12 protein-coding genes are annotated in these 15,501 nt (G+C 65.3%); 6 read left to right on the plus strand and 6 right to left on the minus strand.

The genetic code is table 11. The features are described 5' to 3' along the window. Nucleotides 1-57 precede the first annotated feature (57 nt). Both AC1DCZ_RS10280 and AC1DCZ_RS10285 read right to left on the minus strand, forming a co-directional pair. A complete protein-coding gene (locus AC1DCZ_RS10280; protein ID WP_476974485.1) occupies nt 58-726 on the minus strand; it encodes a response regulator in 669 nt (222 codons plus the stop codon). Next, on the minus strand, nt 723-2,342 hold the full coding sequence (locus AC1DCZ_RS10285) for an ATP-binding protein (RefSeq protein ID WP_476974486.1): 1,620 nt from the start codon (nt 2,340-2,342) through the stop codon (nt 723-725). The genes AC1DCZ_RS10280 and AC1DCZ_RS10285 overlap by 4 nt, the downstream gene beginning before the upstream one ends. Nucleotides 2,343-2,768: 426 nt before the next feature. On the opposite strand from AC1DCZ_RS10285, the gene AC1DCZ_RS10290 reads away from it, so the two are divergent. From AC1DCZ_RS10290 to AC1DCZ_RS10300, 3 genes are all read left to right on the plus strand, one after another. Further along, nucleotides 2,769-3,626, plus strand: coding sequence for an ABC transporter ATP-binding protein (locus AC1DCZ_RS10290; RefSeq protein ID WP_476974487.1), 858 nt, complete (start codon nt 2,769-2,771; stop codon nt 3,624-3,626). Next, complete coding sequence (locus AC1DCZ_RS10295) at nt 3,623-4,498, plus strand: ABC transporter permease (RefSeq protein WP_476974488.1); 876 nt, start codon at nt 3,623-3,625, stop codon at nt 4,496-4,498. Before AC1DCZ_RS10290 ends, AC1DCZ_RS10295 begins: the two co-directional genes overlap by 4 nt. Before the next feature lie 69 nt (nt 4,499-4,567). Beyond that, nucleotides 4,568-5,674: an ABC transporter substrate-binding protein gene (locus AC1DCZ_RS10300; RefSeq protein WP_476974489.1), complete on the plus strand. Its 1,107-nt coding sequence runs from the start codon at nt 4,568-4,570 to the stop codon at nt 5,672-5,674. Nucleotides 5,675-6,072: 398 nt separating this feature from the next. On the opposite strand, the gene AC1DCZ_RS10305 is transcribed toward AC1DCZ_RS10300, so the two are convergent. Then, nucleotides 6,073-7,575: a phospholipase D family protein gene (locus AC1DCZ_RS10305; RefSeq protein ID WP_476974490.1), complete on the minus strand. Its 1,503-nt coding sequence runs from the start codon at nt 7,573-7,575 to the stop codon at nt 6,073-6,075. A gap of 266 nt (nt 7,576-7,841) precedes the next feature. Continuing rightward, a complete protein-coding gene (locus AC1DCZ_RS10310; protein WP_476974491.1) occupies nt 7,842-9,617 on the minus strand; it encodes an adenylyl cyclase in 1,776 nt (591 codons plus the stop codon). Between the two features lie 425 nt (nt 9,618-10,042). On the opposite strand from AC1DCZ_RS10310, the gene AC1DCZ_RS10315 reads away from it, so the two are divergent. Then, a complete protein-coding gene (locus AC1DCZ_RS10315) occupies nt 10,043-10,453 on the plus strand; it encodes a hypothetical protein (protein WP_476974492.1) in 411 nt (136 codons plus the stop codon). A gap of 36 nt (nt 10,454-10,489) precedes the next feature. Here the strand turns inward: AC1DCZ_RS10315 and AC1DCZ_RS10320 are convergent, their stop codons facing one another. Beyond that, complete coding sequence (locus tag AC1DCZ_RS10320) at nt 10,490-12,904, minus strand: alpha/beta fold hydrolase (RefSeq protein WP_476974493.1); 2,415 nt, start codon at nt 12,902-12,904, stop codon at nt 10,490-10,492. A 69-nt stretch (nt 12,905-12,973) separates the two neighbouring features. On the opposite strand from AC1DCZ_RS10320, the gene AC1DCZ_RS10325 reads away from it, so the two are divergent. Together AC1DCZ_RS10325 and AC1DCZ_RS10330 are read left to right on the plus strand one after the other, a co-directional pair. Further along, a complete protein-coding gene (locus AC1DCZ_RS10325; RefSeq protein ID WP_476974494.1) occupies nt 12,974-13,606 on the plus strand; it encodes a TetR/AcrR family transcriptional regulator in 633 nt (210 codons plus the stop codon). Between the two features lie 26 nt (nt 13,607-13,632). Then, entirely contained in the window at nt 13,633-14,490 is an 858-nt protein-coding gene (locus AC1DCZ_RS10330) for a 3-hydroxyacyl-CoA dehydrogenase (protein ID WP_476974495.1), read from the plus strand. 259 nt (nt 14,491-14,749) lie between these two features. Here the strand turns inward: AC1DCZ_RS10330 and AC1DCZ_RS10335 are convergent. Beyond that, nucleotides 14,750-15,501, minus strand: a 752-nt coding sequence (locus AC1DCZ_RS10335) for an HNH endonuclease signature motif containing protein (protein ID WP_476974496.1), incomplete at its 5' end; no start/stop codon positions are given.

Raw genomic sequence — 15,501 nt, forward strand, 5'->3', positions numbered from 1 at the left:
CCCCTGAACGGGGGAGCCGGGGCTTCCTGCACGGGTGCAAAGGATGCGCCACCAGGGTTACGGGGCAGTGTAGGAGTTCAGCGGCCGGCCGGTGGTGCCGTAGGTGAGGTCCAGGCTGAGAAGGCCCTTGCGTTCGAGTGCGCTGAGGTAACGCTGGGCCGTCGGGCGGCTGACACCTAGCTGGTGGGCGATCTCTGCAGCGCTGACGGGGCGGCCGGCGGCGCGGACGGCGTCGAGCGCTTTCTGCATGGTGGGCTGCAGCCGCGGCGCCGGGGCCGCGGGCCTGCCCCCGGCCGAGCGGGCGTTGTAGAGGCTGTCGACAGTTGCCTGGTTGGCGGTTGATGCGGATTCCAGCTCCTGCCGCCACTTCTGATATGCCTCCAGCTGGGTGCGGAGCCGGTCGAAGCTGAAGGGTTTGACGAGGTAATAGACTGCGCCGCTGTTCATGGCTGACTTGACGGTGGCCAGGTCCCGGGCTGCGGTGATGATGATGCAATCAACGGGGGTTCCGGCGGCCTGAAGGGAGCGCAGCAGGGAGATGCCGTCTTCGTCCGGAAGGTGCACGTCCAGCAGGAGCAGGTCCGGGTTTAGACTCTCGATTGCCTCCCGCGCGGCTGCCGCACTGTACACCTGGCCCACGCACTCGAAGCCCTCAACCCTGGCCACGCGGGCTGCGTGTATTCCGGCGACCCTGAAATCGTCGTCAACGACCAATGTCTTGATCAATCTGCGCTCCTGTCCTTGTCCGTCCTGCGCGGGGTTACCGGCAACCACACTTCAAAGTTGCCTCCGGGCCCGGGGAATACGTCGAGGGTTCCCCCGGCCCGGTGGACAATTCTCCTGACCAGGGCCAGCCCGATTCCGCGGCGCATGCCTGGTCGCGGGTCCTTGGTGGAGTAGCCGTCCACCACCACCTGGTCGATCTTGTCCGCCGGGACGCCAGGGCCGTTGTCGCGGACGGCGATGAAAACGCCGTCGGCGTCGTCAAACTGTACCGTCACCGTCCGTGGGCGGGGCCTGTTGGCCAGCGCGTCCACTGCGTTGTCCAGCAGGTTGCCGACGATGGTCAGCAGTTCCGCCTGGTCAACCTGGGGGCGTTCGAGCCGGGACCCAGCGGTCACCTCGATTTGCACATCCTGTTCGGCGGCTACGGTAATCTTCGCCAGCAGCAGGGCGGCCAGCTCTGGCGGTGCGATCCTGGAGCGCAGCCCTTCACCTAGCGACCTGGACATGGAGGATATTTGCGAGACGTAGCTCCTGGCCTGGTCCACCTCCCCCATCTCCAGCAGGCCGTCGACGATGTGCAGCCGGTTGGCGTATTCGTGCTCCAGGGCACGCATTGCCTCCATTAGGCCCTGGATGGAGTGCAGGTCCCGGACTAGGCTCTCGATCTCAGTGCGGTCCCGCAACGTGACGACGGAACCGATGCTCCGTCCCGCGGTCGAAACCGGCATGCGGTTGACCACGAGCAAGGATTCCTCCGTCAGCGCCACTTGGTCGGCGCCGGCGAGCTTGCCCGTAAGGAGGTCCCGAAGCCGCCCATCCGGAATCAGCTCCGTCACCGGTTTCCCCAGCACCGCACCGTCGATCTGGAGCAGCCGCCGGGCCTCCCCGTTGATGACGGTCACCCTCCCGGCGTCGTCAAGACCGACGACAGCCTCCCGGATCCCGTGCAGCAGTGCCTCACGCTCCTGGAGCAAAGAGGCGATTTCGGCCGGCTCCAGGTCGAAGGTGACACGCTTGATCCGACGGGAGAGCAACAGCGAACCTCCCACGCCCAGGGCCAGTACCAGGGCCGAGAAGCCTACAATCAGCCAAATGTTCTGCACCTGGTTGTCCAGGACCTGGGTGTCCTCAATGCCCACCGACACCTGGCCTATTACCGAGCCGTCCGCCCCAAAGATCGGGGCCTTGGCGTTGGCGGACATGCCCAGGCTGCCCTGGTCGAAGCCCATCTGGGTTTCGCCGTCCAGCACGGCCACGGGTTCCTCCAGCTTCTGGCCGATCAGAGCCGGGTCCGGGTGGGAAAACCGGACCCCGTCGCGGTCGGTGACCACGACATAGGCCGGCTGGGCGGCGGCCGCGATCTTGCTGGCCAGCCCGTCGATAACGTGCTTGGGATCCCCGGCCGCCAGTGCGGAGCGGATCTCCGGCATCTGCGCGGAAGTGGTCGCAATACCCAGGGCACGCAGCTGATACTGCCGGTCCAGGGTCTGGTTGCTGATCAGCGTGAACAGAAACCCGCCCAGGACGACTGTGAGAAGCAACAGTGAGAGCGAGGCCCGGAGGATCTGGGTTGTCAGGGTCGACGAATGACCTCCGGCCCGGAGGCGCTGTGTCAATGACGCGGCCCTCACCGGAAACCGCACCCAGGGTGCGCGTTCACGCTGTCGCAGAAATTGCACAAAACATGCACCTTTGCTCGAAAAGCACACAACTTACTGAAGCCTTCTGCCACAAACAATCATTTTCTAAGCTTCACATACATTCCGTGATTGACATCACACGGGACTCAAAACGGAGGGAAATGGCAGCGGTATCAGAACGACAAGGGAAGTATCAGCCGGACTCGACGTCCTCGACCCGGCGGCATAAGGCGCGTCTGAAGTCGCAATCATCCCGGCGACTTAGGAACCACAAACACCGCAGTTCACGCCCCCGCTGGACCGAAAAAGCCACCCGACTGCATAAGTTCCCCGGACACCGTTCAGCGGGATGTCTGCCAACCACTGGTCATACGAACCGAAAGACAAAGAGGTCTTAGCACAATGGATGCTAATAATTCCAAGCGGCCCCCCGCGTTCCCCGAGAGGGCCGAGGATGCGGCAGGTATCGACATCGTCGGGCTGACCAAACGGTACCTCACGCCCAAGGGCGAGACATTCACGGCCATCCGTGACGTCACGCTTAAGGTCGAACCCGGTCAGTTCTGCGCGATCGTCGGACCAACAGGTTGCGGCAAATCAACGACGCTGGCCCAGGTCTCCGGCCTGGAACGGCCAAGCGCCGGCTCGGTCAGTGTCCACGATCAGATCGTTGACGGCATCACCAGGGGCGTCAGTTACATGTTCCAGGCTGATGCGCTCTTCCCCTGGAAGAGCGTCCTCGGCAACGTTTTGATCGGCCCGGTCCTACTCGGCACGCCCAAACGCGAAGCCACCGTGCTCGCCATGGACTGGCTACGGCGCGTCGGTCTGGCCGGCTTCGAGGACCGCTATCCGCACCAGCTGTCCGGCGGCATGCGCAAACGTGTCGCCATGGCGGCGGCGCTCATCAACAACCCAAGAATTCTGTTGATGGATGAGCCGTTTGGCGCCCTCGACGTGCAGACCAAGGCCATCATGCAGAACGAGCTGCTGCAGCTCTGGGAGGAACTGCGACCCTCCGTCCTGTTCATCACGCATGACCTCGACGAGGCGGTGGCGCTCTCGGACAAGGTTGTCATCATGACCAGCAGCCCCGGCACCATCAAAGATGTCTTCGACATCGATCTTCCGCGACCGCGCGGCGATGTCCAACAAATCCGCCACGAGGGGCGCTTCCTGGAGCTCCAGGGCCGGATCTGGGAGTCCCTGAAAGACGAAGTCACCCGGGCCTACAACCAGTCGGCAGGTGCAGCAGCATGACAACAACGACAACCCGCAGCGGCGCACCTGCCCACGAGCAGGGGATCGAGCTTCAGGTCTCCGCCCGGCGCGCCATGACCCGCCGCACGTCGTGGGTCTGGATCGGCAGGGCCATCCTCGCGGTGGTCGTGATCGGTGGCTGGCAGTGGTTCACCTCGGCCGGCTGGGTCGACAAGTTCTTCTTCGGCCAGCCGACTGAAATCTGGATCAGCCTGGTCAATCTCTTCACGCAGGGAACGGCATTCGGCACCATCTGGGAGAACCTCTGGATCACAGTGCAGGAAGCGATCTACGGTTTCGCGCTCGGCACGGCCGTCGGCGTCATACTCGGGATCCTCCTGGGCTCCAACAGGTACCTGTCAGAAGTCGTCGGCCCGTACATCCGGATAGTGAATTCAATCCCCCGAATCGTGCTCGGTTCCATCTTCATCGTGGCGTTCGGCCTCGGAGTCTTCCCGAAGGTCCTGCTCGCGGCGGTACTGGTCTTCTTCGTAGTCTTCTTCAACGCCTTCCAGGGTGTCCGTGAGGTGGATCAGAACCTGGTCGGGAACGTGCGTGTGTTGGGTGCTTCGCCCCTTCAGGTCGCGATCCACGTGACAATTCCATCCGCCATGACATGGATCATCGCCAGCCTGCACACGGCGTTCGGCTTCGCGATCATCGGCGCGCTCGTTGCCGAAGTACTCGGCGCCCAGCAGGGAATCGGCCTGATCATCAGCCAGGCACAGGGGACCTTCGACCCCAACACGGTCTTCGCCTGCATGGTGATCATTGCCATCGTCACGCTCGGCGCTGAATACCTCATCGGCCTGCTCGAACGCTCCCTGCTCAAATGGCGGCCGCCGAACCGCTCCGAAGCCCAGGCGGTCTGACGTTCTCCGTCGCCCCTTCCACTTACCCAACGCTCGAATCCTCAGAATAAACAAAGGAAACGTACACCCATGATGAAGAACAAGATCTACGCCGTCGGCGCTGCCGGAGTGATCGCACTCAGCCTCGCGGCCTGCGGCACAAGCTCCGCAAGCAACACCAGCACCGCCAGCGGCGGTGCTGCCGCCGACACCAGCACTATGCCGACCGTGAAGCTCATGGTCGGCGGCATCGACAAGCAGATCTATTTGCCGTACCAGCTTGCACAACAGCTCGGCTTCTACCAGAAGTACGGTGTCCAGGTCGAGCTCTCCACCGAGTCGCAGGGCGGCGTTGGTGCCGAGGAGGCGATGGCGTCCGGGCAGGTCGACATGGCCGGTGCCTGGTATATCCACACTGTCGACTTCCAGGCCAAGGGCAAGGCCGTCACCAACCTCGTGCAGCTGTCCGGCGCCCCAGGCGAACGCATCATGTGCAGCCCCCAGGCCAACGTCCACTCAGGGGCCGACCTCAAGGGCAAAACCATCGGAGTCACCGACCTCGGGTCGGGAACTGATGAACTCACCCAGTTCATCGCCTCGAAGGCCGGTCTCTCGAAGAGCGATTACCACACCCTTGCCGTCGGATCCGGAGCAACGGCGATCGCGGCCATCCAGCGCGGGTCCGCTGACTGCGTCATGACCACTCAGCCGACCGTGGGCGCACTCGAGAACAAGAACCTCGCGGTTCCGGCCATCGACCTCGCCACCGCCGACGGAGCCAAGGCCGCCCTCGGCGGGGAGTCACCTGCCGCGGGACTCCTCGCGCAGTCCGACTGGGTCAAGACCCACGAGGACGCCGCGCAGAAAGTTGTCAACGCACTTGTCGACACCATGCACTGGATCAACAGCCACTCGGCGGCAGAAATTGCAGACAAGCTGCCGGCCTCCTACGTCCAGAACAGCACCATCAGCAAGGACCAGTACGTGGCCGGTCTGAATCAGGACAAGGGCCAGTTCCTGCCGGACGGAATCATGCCTGCTGGAGGCCCGAAGGTCATCTTCGACATGGAGAAAACCATCGGCGTTGACACTTCCAAGGTCACCATCTCCGACACCTTCGACAACAAATACGCACTCGCTGCCAACAAACTGGAAGGCTACACAATCACCACCACGCCCGCCGGCAACGACGGGTGACATAACATCAGCATGAAATAGGGTGTCGGCATCCCGTCCCCACCGAACAAGATGGCGCCTCATGCGATCGGCCTGCGTGGTACTACTTCCCGCAGGCCGATCGCATGAACCCAGCTATCGTCCCGGAGAGCGCTGAGCTTTCAATACATGAGGGACCCAGCAGCTCACTGTGCCCAGGTAACGCTGGCATTGGTACTGCTGTCACGGGTGCAGAACTGCTGCTGGCTGGATACCACATCGCGCGGCAGATCGATCGGGTCCCGCACGCGTACGCGTGCGGGGCCGTTCCTTTCAGCCGGCGCCATGGATGCCGGCCGGACCGACGGCGCCAATCTAACCCTTCGAGGCCGCGGATGATCCGCTCGCCGGCAATCCCGATGCCGATCAGCCTCGCTTGCTTAGAACTCTGCAGTGCCACGCAGCCGGCGGGGGCGGCCGTCCGGGTCCACGACGAAGCGGCTGATCGGAACCGCCCAGAGACGCTGGAGGGGCCGCACGGGCTCCGGGGTGTGGTGGCGCACCTGTCCGGCAGGGCGGGGCGAACGGTGCCCGGTTTCGTGCCATTGGTCGAGGGCGTCTGCGGCGGTGTTCCAAAGCTTGAGCCCGGCCGCCGGGTCGAGGAGCCGGGAATCGTCCTGGTCCAGGCCAAGGTGCTCCGCCCAGAGTTGGAGCCGGAGGCCGTGGGCCAGCGGCCGGGATACGTCGTGGCCGGCGGCTGTCCCGGGAGTTTCCCCGTTGTCAACAGTGGTGTCGATTACGGCGCAGGTGAGCTCGCTGTCGGTGGTCCAGGATCGGCGGTTGAAGTTGTCTGAGCCGCAGGTCATCCAGGTGTCATCGATGATGCAGATCTTGGCGTGGACGTAGATCGGGGTTCCGGCGCTGTTCTCCAGGTCGAACACGCCGACCCTGTCCGGCGCGACCCGGCGCAGCATCCTGATGGCACGCAGTTGCCCGATCCGGATAGCCGGCCCTGCGATTGGACCGTCGGAGTCGGGATAGCGGGGCACGACAACGATCACGTTCAAGTCGGGATTCCGTACGAGGGCCTCCGCGATCCCGGCTGCGACCTCTCTGGACCACAGGTACTGGTCCTCGATGTAGATCAGTGAGCGGGCGCGGGCGAAGGCTTTGGCGTAGCCGCGGGCAATACTCCGTTCCCCTTCGGGCGCGAACGGGAACGGAGGGCGTTTCACCCCGTACGTGCGCAGCAGCTGCACGGCGTGCGGGCCCGCCGGTGGCGGTGGCGGTGCGGTGGCCGGGAGCGGTTCGGGGTGCCGGGGCATTCGGGCCAGGCGTTGCAGCAGCATCCGGTAGGGGGTGCGCCGGTCCAGGGGATGGGGGTCGTTCCACCGTTCAGCAAACACTGCCAGGACATCTGCCACGACGGGGCCGCGTAGTTCGAGGGCGGCATCGTGCCACGGGGGCCGCTTCCCGTACCGGGAATCCATGCTCACCGCTTGCGGGTCTCCCGCATGGTCGGCGTCGTCTCGACGGCTGTGGGAAAGGTCGAGGCCACCAACGAACGCGACGTCCCGCGACGGATCATCACGATGGCGGATCACGAAGAGTTTTTGGTGATGGGAGCCGAACAGGCGGACGCGCTGATCCAGCAGCACCTCTCCGCCGGCGTCGTTGACCTGACGACTGAGGAGCTCGTTGGATCGGCCGCTGATCGGGGCCGATACGCGCTCTCCGTGGGATCTCCAGACAAGGCCCCGCACTTCCACTCCCGCGCGGGCCAAGCCCGCGAGCACGTCGCCGATCGACGGTCCGTCCGCGAGCAGCCGCTCGTCGGCGTCGCCACGCCAGTCGGTGAACCACACGCGGTCTCCGGCCTGCAGAGCCGTCAGCTCCTCATGCAGCCGGGCGAAGTAGGTCGCTCCATGAATCAGGGGCCGCACCAGGTTGCCCTCCGACCACGACGGCGATCCGGCACCGCCCGCGTGTACGTCTGTGGCCAGATTCCCCCGCTCAGCGCGACTGAGAAACCACGTACCAGCATCCATGTCCACTCAGTCCTTCTTTCGGGGCCCGAGGCCAGGCCGCCAGTGTCCGGTCTCCAAAGTAGCCTATGACGGTGCCGCCCGCTGTTTCACGCCGCGACGAACAGGCGGGTGCCCTCCTAGTCAAAGGACTATTAAGGCACCCGCGTGGTCTGTCGAGGCAGTCAGCCGCCGTAGGTTGTGACTGTTTCCGGCCCCTGGTGCGTCGGTGTGACGGCGCCGCCGGTGTCGTTGACGACGTGGTCGATAGTGCCGGCGCCGTTCAGCGAGACGGTGCTCAGGTCGTGCAGCTTCACGCCAGCGGTCTGCGGCACTTCGAACGCGTGGCTTGCGTGCAGGCTCGGGTCGACGTTCGTGAAGATGTAGCTGCCGCCGCCCCATAGTTCGTGGGTTTTGACGGTGTCGGCCACCTTGTAGGCGGCGTAGCCGAGGGTACCGTCGTGCTGCCATGCGGCCTGGTCCGGAGCGTCGTAGGGCAGCTCGTTTTGGAAGAACACCGTCTTGCCCCGCTCGCCGTTCCAGATCACGTTGTACTTCTGGAAGTGCTCCACGAAGAGGCCGGTGGCTGTGACGTCGTCGCCGTTCACGACGAGGCCGGTGTCGGAGGTGTTCTGCGTCCAGCCGACACCGCCTACGCCGTGGTCGGCGCGCCAGACCCACATGTCGTCGAGCAGCACGTGGTCGCTGTCGACCTGAACGCCGACGGTCGCCTTCCCGGCGTGCGGGCCGCCGACACGCAGGAATACGTCCTGCATAGAAATCGGGTCCGCGGCGCTCGAGCCGCCCTGGCCGCGCTGATGCTTCGTGCCAACCTGGACCAGCACCGACGAGTTGACCGGGCCCGCATCGACCGTGACACCGGCAACGTCAACGCCGGGAACGTCGTCGATGACGAGCGGTGTGGAACCGTTCTCTGCCGTCAAGGTGGCGAGGCCGAGTCCGAGCACGACCGTGCCTGCCCGCTTGACGCGGATCGACTGATCGACGGAGTAGACACCGGGCGTCAGCAACAGGTTCCTGCCCCCGGCGAGAGCTGCGTTGATCCGGCTGATGGAATCGCCTGGCTTCGCGACGAAGAAGTCCGAAAGCGGGATGGAGCGGCCGGGGGAGCCGTCCGTGGCCCAGCCGGCGCCGGATGAGTTCGCCTTCGCGGAAGGTTCGACGACCGACATGCCTTTGTTTCCCTGCACCAGGTACGGCTTCTCACGCGCCGCAGGCGTGGCAGCGAGCGTGGTGTACGGCGGGTTCGGGAACGACTGCGCCGGGGCCCCTTGCACCCCGGAGAAGACCTGGTTCCACACGGCGTTCGACCAACGAGAAATGCTGCTGTCACGGGTGTAGAACTGCTGCTGGCTCCCGTTCACGATCCCCGAGTCGACCTTCGAATCCGCAAGGAAACCCCCGCTCGCGTAGGACGGACCTGTGCAGTAGTCCATGAAGGACAGCTGCTGCCCGGTTACGTGGACCCGGCGCATCGGAGCGGCTTGGGAGACCGCCCAGAACTCTGCCGAGCCGTGGCACCCGCTACCGCCTACGGCGTTGATGTGCAGGTTCGAGACGGAGCGCCAGAAGTTGTCGAGGGCGATGCAGTTGCCCGTACCGTTGCTGCACCGGTTGTACACGTCGACGTGGCCATTGATCGTAACGTCGTCGGGGGATGCGCCGAGGCCGGCGACCTCCGTGTAGTAGCCGACCTGGAACACGAGCGGGTTCGCGGCGGAACCGTAGGTTCCCGGCTCGAAGAGCAGGGCATAGCGGCCCGTACCCATCTCGCTGTCGACCTGCTGCTTGGCGATGTCGTCAACCCTTGCCTGGATCTGGGCTTGCGGCATATCGGGCGTGAAGACGACCACATTTGGGCCGAGGTCGGGAGTCGAGGCCGCCGGCGCGGCGACAGCAGCCGGTGCTGATGCAAAGACGCCGAGCGCGGCCGCCAGCACCGCGGCGGCTAAGCCAGTGCCGCGACGCCGTGACGAGGTCGCGACTGATAATGATCGTGATGACAGGGACACCGTTGGACCTGCTTCCGTGGGAGACCGGCAGGGTGCCGTTGACGCAGGGGAGCCGTTGGGCTCCCGAGATGGGCACCGCTGACCTTCGGGAGGGTTGGAACCGCATAAATGTAACAGCTTGGCCGGGGGTGGGCGACAGCCGACGTCCTCGTCCTTGTCTGTCGGAATCTCTCGTGATTTGGCGCAACGTGCACAGCGCCCGCCCCAAGAGCGCCCGCTGAACCTGCGGAGAAGAGATAACCCCGTCGGGACCGTCGTACGCTTTTCCGCCAGATGACGTGCGGCCGCCGGCGGCCCGGATCGCCTCGTTGCCCTCACGGACCCGCTGGTTGTTCCGCTAGGCTCGCTTTGTGGTGAGTTCGCAGAACGGCAACGAACGCTATGTCGTCCGCCCGTGGTGGAGGGCAAGGTCGCTGCCTTGGGCAACGTTGGTCGTTGTCTCCATCGTCCTGACAGTCATTGCCCTGGAACGGACGGCATTCTTCGTCTACGTTCCGGAACCGGAGTTCATCGTGCGGCTGCGCGTGGGCAGGCTGCTAATGCTCGCGGGCTCTGTAACGTCGCTTGCGGCAGCCATATGGTCGCAGATCCGGGGTAGCCGGCTGTGGGTGACGATCTGCGTGGCCGCGCCGGCGATGCTCGTGGGAATGGCGACGATGATCGTGACGCCCCCGTCCCTGACTCCACAGATCGCCGGTCTGTTCGCCATTCCGGCAGCCCTGGCAGGACTCATCAGAGGGTTGCATCCAGAAACCAGGGATTGATCCAGCCGCGTATCTATGGGCCCAAGCTAACTTCCATTAATGAAGTGCCGTCTGGCTGGCCGCCGGGACCCGGGAGAGGAAGTCCTCCACAACGTCCGCAAACTCGTCCGGCCGTTCGATCTGCGGCATGTGCCCCGTCTTCGCAAAGACGTGCGATTCAGCATGTGGCAACGCCAACAACGCTGCCTCGAGGTGGCTGAACGGGAGGACGTGGTCGTGGTCGCCCCAGACCACGAGCGTTGGAAGGTCCAGCTTCGCCAGGGCCTCAACGAGGTCAGTCCGCCATTCGGCCCTGATGCCGGAGATCGTTCCCAGATCGCGGGCGATGTCCGTGACCGTTTGACGGTGCGCCGCCCGCTGCGACAGAGCGAACGAATGACCGATGCGCGCCTCGGTCACCAGGGCCTTGTCGTAGAAGATCGACTGGACGGTGCGGCGTGATGCCGCCGGGTCCGGACGCATGAGTACTGCCGCGAGGGGCCTGACCGCGAGCAGGCGCAGAACCAGCGCAACCTCCTTGCCGAATCCGGCGCTGTTGGCAAGAACCAGGGCCGAGACGCGGTCAGGATGGCCGGCGGCGAACTTCATGGCGACGGCGCCCCCGAGCGAGTTGCCCAGCACGGGAAGCGGTTCGTACACCCCAAAGGCGTCGAGGAAAGCGGGCAGGACGTCCGCGAGCTTCGCCAAAGTCGCCGGCCCGGAGAGCCTTTCGGAGTACGCGAAGCCGGGCAGGTCCACGCTGTAAACGGTGTGGCGTGCCGAGAGCCGCTCGTGTTGTTCGTTCCAGTCATCAAGGCTCTGGCCGATGCCGTGCAGGAGAAGCACCGGGTCCCCGCTGCCGGTCTTCCTGTAGCGCAACCGTGTGCCGTCGACGTCGATGTGTCCGGTTCCCGGGAGGTGGAGCGGATCCAGCGCTGCCGCCGCCGTCGTCGTCCGTCCGGACGCCCGCACCGCCTGGCCGCGCCGGCCGAACCGCACGTGGTCCGTGAGCCGGCCGGCCCTGAGGAGGGCGAAATCGCGGAAATAGTTCTGGTGCAGCCGCCACGGCGAACCCGCACCCTGCCTGGGCAGGTGGTCGGCGCCGCGCAGGATGTAGCCGGCCTTCAGGTCGATCAGGGAGGTCAGTTCAGCGTTCGCGACGTCGGCGGGTGCATTTGGTGCCACCCATTGCAGGTTCCGACGGTCGAGGTGCTTCAGCATCCTGCAGACGTAGCCTGCGACCAGATCCGCTTTGAGGGTCCACGATGCGTTGGTGTAGCCGATAGTGAGCGCAAAGTTGGGAACGCCGTCGAGCATCATGCCCTTGTAGGTCAAGGTCTTGCCCACGTCCACCGGCTCGCCGTCGACCGTCAGGGTCATGCCGCCAATGACCAGCACGTTCAGTCCTGTCGCTGTGACAATGACGTCGGCGGGAAGCGAGCCGCCCGAGACCAGGTCAATCCCGTCCGGAGTGATCCGCGAGATCTTGTCGGTCACGATGTCGGCAGTGCCTGCACTGATGGCTCGGTAGAGGTCGCCGTTCGGGATAGCGCAGACCCGCTGGTCCCACGGCTGATACGACGGAGCCAGATGCGTGTCGACCGCGAAGCCCTGCGGCAGTTTGGCGATGGCCGACTTGCGGAGGATGGCCTTCATCGTCTCCGGCCGCCGTCGGCTGAGCTGGTAGGTGAACATCGAAAAGAGGAGGTTCTTTGCCCGTACGACGTCGTACGCCAGTTGCGCGGGCAGCTTGCCCCGGAGGCGGTCGGCCAGGTGGTCCCGGGACGGCACGGGAGCGATATAGGTGGGGGAGCGCTGCAGCATCGTCACCTTGGCAGCCGACTGTGCCATCGACGGCACGAGTGTCACGGCGGTGGCCCCGCTGCCGATGATCACCACCTGCTTGCCTTCGTAATCGAGGTCAGCCGGCCAATGCTGCGGGTGGACGATCGATCCGGCGAAGGTGTCGGCACCCTCAATGGCCGGGGTAAATCCCTCGTCATACCGGTAGTATCCCGAGCAAACGGACAGGAATGAGCAGGTAATTGTGACCGTCTCGTCGGGACCGGATGCCGCATCGCCCTGCCGGTACTCGCCGCCCGACGTCGGGACGGCCGTGACCGTCCACAGGGCGGTTTCGCTGGACCAGTCCGCCGACACGACACGGTGATTTAGCCGGATCTGCGAGGCCAGGTCCTCGTCCGCCACCGTCGCCTCGATGTACTCGCGAATCGAATCGCCGTCGGCGATCGCCTTGGCGCCGGCCCAGGGCCGGAAGGAATAGCCGAGCGTGTACATGTCGCTGTCGGAACGTATCCCCGGGTACCGGAAGAGATCCCAGGTACCTCCCACCGCACCCCGGGATTCCAGGATCGCAAATGTCTTCCCTGGGACTTCGCGTTTCAGCCGGCTGGCAAAACCTATGCCGCTCAGCCCGGCTCCGACAATTAACACATCTACGTGCTCGCTCATCAGGCCAAGCTATCGACTTAAAGTCGACAGAGTCAACACCGTGTTGAAAGCCCACGCTAGGATGGGCGCATGGCTCAACGAGGACGACGGACTGCAAGGGTCTCGGGGGATGAGCGCCAGGACGCGATTCTTGTCACCGCCGAGGGGCTCCTTGGCGGGCGCGCCTTCGACGACATTTCGATCGAGGAGCTGGCCCGCGGCGCCGGCATTTCGCGCCCCACCTTCTACTTCTACTTCGCGTCCAAAGACGAGGTGCTGCTGGCCCTGCTGGACCGTGTCATCACCGAGGTGGAACATCGGGTCGGCGGGTTGCCGCGGGATTTCGAAAGCGACCCCGCCGGAGCCTGGACACGCTCCATCGGCATGTTCGTCGAGGTGTTCGTGGCCCACCGCGGCGTCGGCACCGCGGCGATCGCAGCCCGCGCCCGCAACGATGAGGTGCGTGCCCTCTGGTCCAAGTCGATGCAGTCCTGGGTCGACTTCTCGAGCGACGTGATCCAGTCGGAGCAGGCCCGCGGGGCGGCGCCGGAGGGAATCGACGCCCGTGACCTGGCAGTGAGCCTCAATCTCATGAACGAGCGGGTAATCACCGCCGTCCTCAACCAGGAGAGTCCCGCCATCGCGGAGTCCCGCGCCCTGGATGTCTTATCAACCATCTGGATCCGCAGTATCTACGGGTCCGTCAACCCCGGACGCCCGTAGCGCCCGCCTCGAAAGGAAGGGCGCACATGCCCAACGTCAAGATCCTGACCGTGCTCGGCGCCGGAGTGCTCGGCTCCCAAATCGCCTACCAGGCCGCCTTTCACGGATTCGCCGTCACCGCCTACGACGTCGACGCCGAGGCCCTTGAGAAGGCCCGGGCACGCTTCGCCCGGCTCGCCGGCATCTACCGGGCAGCGAACGTTGCCGGCGTCGGGGAGAGCAAGGCCGAGGCAGCGCTGAAGAACCTCCGCCTCACCGCCGACCTCGGTGACGCCGTGGCCGACGCAGACCTCGTGATCGAGGCCGTTCCCGAACTGCTTGAGCTCAAGCGGGAGGTCTACCGCAAGCTCGCGGATCTCGCCCCCGCCAGGACCATCTTCGCCACGAACTCGTCAACCCTGCTGCCCAGCGATCTCAAGGAATCGACCGGCCGCCCCGACCGCTTCCTCGCCATCCACTACGCCAACAACATCTGGGCGCAGAACATCGCCGAGGTGATGGGCACGGCCGAAACCGATCCGGCGGTGTTCGACGCCGTCGTCGAGTTCGCCCGAAACAGCGGGCTGGAGCCGATCGAGATTAAAAAGGAGAAAGCCGGCTACGTCCTGAACTCGCTGCTGGTCCCGCTCCTAAATGCGGCCGCCGGACTGCTGCTGCAAGGCGTCGCCAGCCCGGAAACGATCGATAAGACATGGCGTATCGCCACCGGGGCGCCGAGCGGGCCGTTCCAGATCTACGACGTCGTCGGGCTGACGACCGCGTACAACATCGCCGCGGCCTCGCCAAACGCCGGGTCCCAGGCATTCGCCGAGTACCTGAAGGACAACTACATCGACCAGGGCAAGCTCGGAGTCTCCACGGGCGAGGGCTTCTACACGTACTGAGACGTGGCCGCTTGAGATCTCAGCACAGCGCCGGGCCCGGTGTCAGCCTGTCGCGGCCTGCGATGTCCACAGGGCGAGGGCCCGGGCAGCTGCCGAGATGCCGGAACCATCCGGTCAACGGCCGAGAAGTTGCGCTAAACAGGGCCAGAGGTCATCGGGTTCGGGACACATTTTGTGCGGCGGCACGGCGTAGGAACGGCAAGAGGCGTGCCGCCAGTATTGTTGGCTGGCCGCGCCGCCGCAGCCTGCCATTGGTGGGTCAGGCGCTTCGGAGCAGGAAGCGCTCCGGCAACGGGTCGTCCAGCGGTGCTGGCCAGTCCGGGTCGTCCGTGTCGGTGACCCGGAAGTGGTGCCCGGCCGTGAAGTGGTGCCAGTCCGGGAAGGGGTCCCGGGGCAGTTGCGGTTCTGCGGGCTGGCTTTCGTCGGGGCCGGTGTCCGTGGCCGGGATGTGGTCCGGCCAGTGGGGTGGTTCCCAGTCCTGGTGTTCGCTCGCGTAGTACCGGCCCGTTGGTGAAATCCACCCGGGCGGGTTGTCCTTGCCCGCCCCGGTGGGTGTCCACGCGGAGCCGTGTTTGAGGCGGTGGTGTTTGCGGCACGGCTGGCCCAGGTTCGAAATACCCGTGGTGCCTCCGTCGGCCCAGGCCAGGAGGTGGTCTGCTTCGTTATCCAGGGAATGGTTGCTGCAGCCCGGGAACGAACACCTGCCATCGCGCAGCCGCAGCCAGTGGCGCTGGGCCTTCGTAAGCCGGTARCTGGTCCGGCCGATTTCCAGCGGCGCCCCRTCCCGGGGATCSGTCAGGACCCGGTAGAAGGAATCGGCGCCGCCGGCRATCAGGCGGCGGGCCATCGACGGCGGGATCGGCCCGTGCCCGTCCAGGACGGCCGGTTCCCCGGTGGCGCCCAGCAGGGACAGGACCGGGACGGTGACCAGGACCTGCGCCCGAGGCAACGGCACACCCCCGCACCCGCCCCCGACCATCCCCGCACCCGGACCGGTACCGGTGCCGGTAC

Source organism: Arthrobacter sp. 10N418, assembly GCF_056394725.1.

What these genes read in the sequence shown, in the direction of transcription:
- AC1DCZ_RS10300 (WP_476974489.1), top strand. Translation starts at nt 4,568, where the DNA reads ATGATGAAGAACAAGATCTACGCCGTCGGCGCTGCCGGAGTGATCGCA.
- AC1DCZ_RS10330 (WP_476974495.1), top strand. Translation starts at nt 13,633, where the DNA reads ATGCCCAACGTCAAGATCCTGACCGTGCTCGGCGCCGGAGTGCTCGGC.
- AC1DCZ_RS10325 (WP_476974494.1), top strand. Translation starts at nt 12,974, where the DNA reads ATGGCTCAACGAGGACGACGGACTGCAAGGGTCTCGGGGGATGAGCGC.
- AC1DCZ_RS10320 (WP_476974493.1), bottom strand. Translation starts at nt 12,904, where the DNA reads ATGAGCGAGCACGTAGATGTGTTAATTGTCGGAGCCGGGCTGAGCGGC.
- AC1DCZ_RS10290 (WP_476974487.1), top strand. Translation starts at nt 2,769, where the DNA reads ATGGATGCTAATAATTCCAAGCGGCCCCCCGCGTTCCCCGAGAGGGCC.
- AC1DCZ_RS10295 (WP_476974488.1), top strand. Translation starts at nt 3,623, where the DNA reads ATGACAACAACGACAACCCGCAGCGGCGCACCTGCCCACGAGCAGGGG.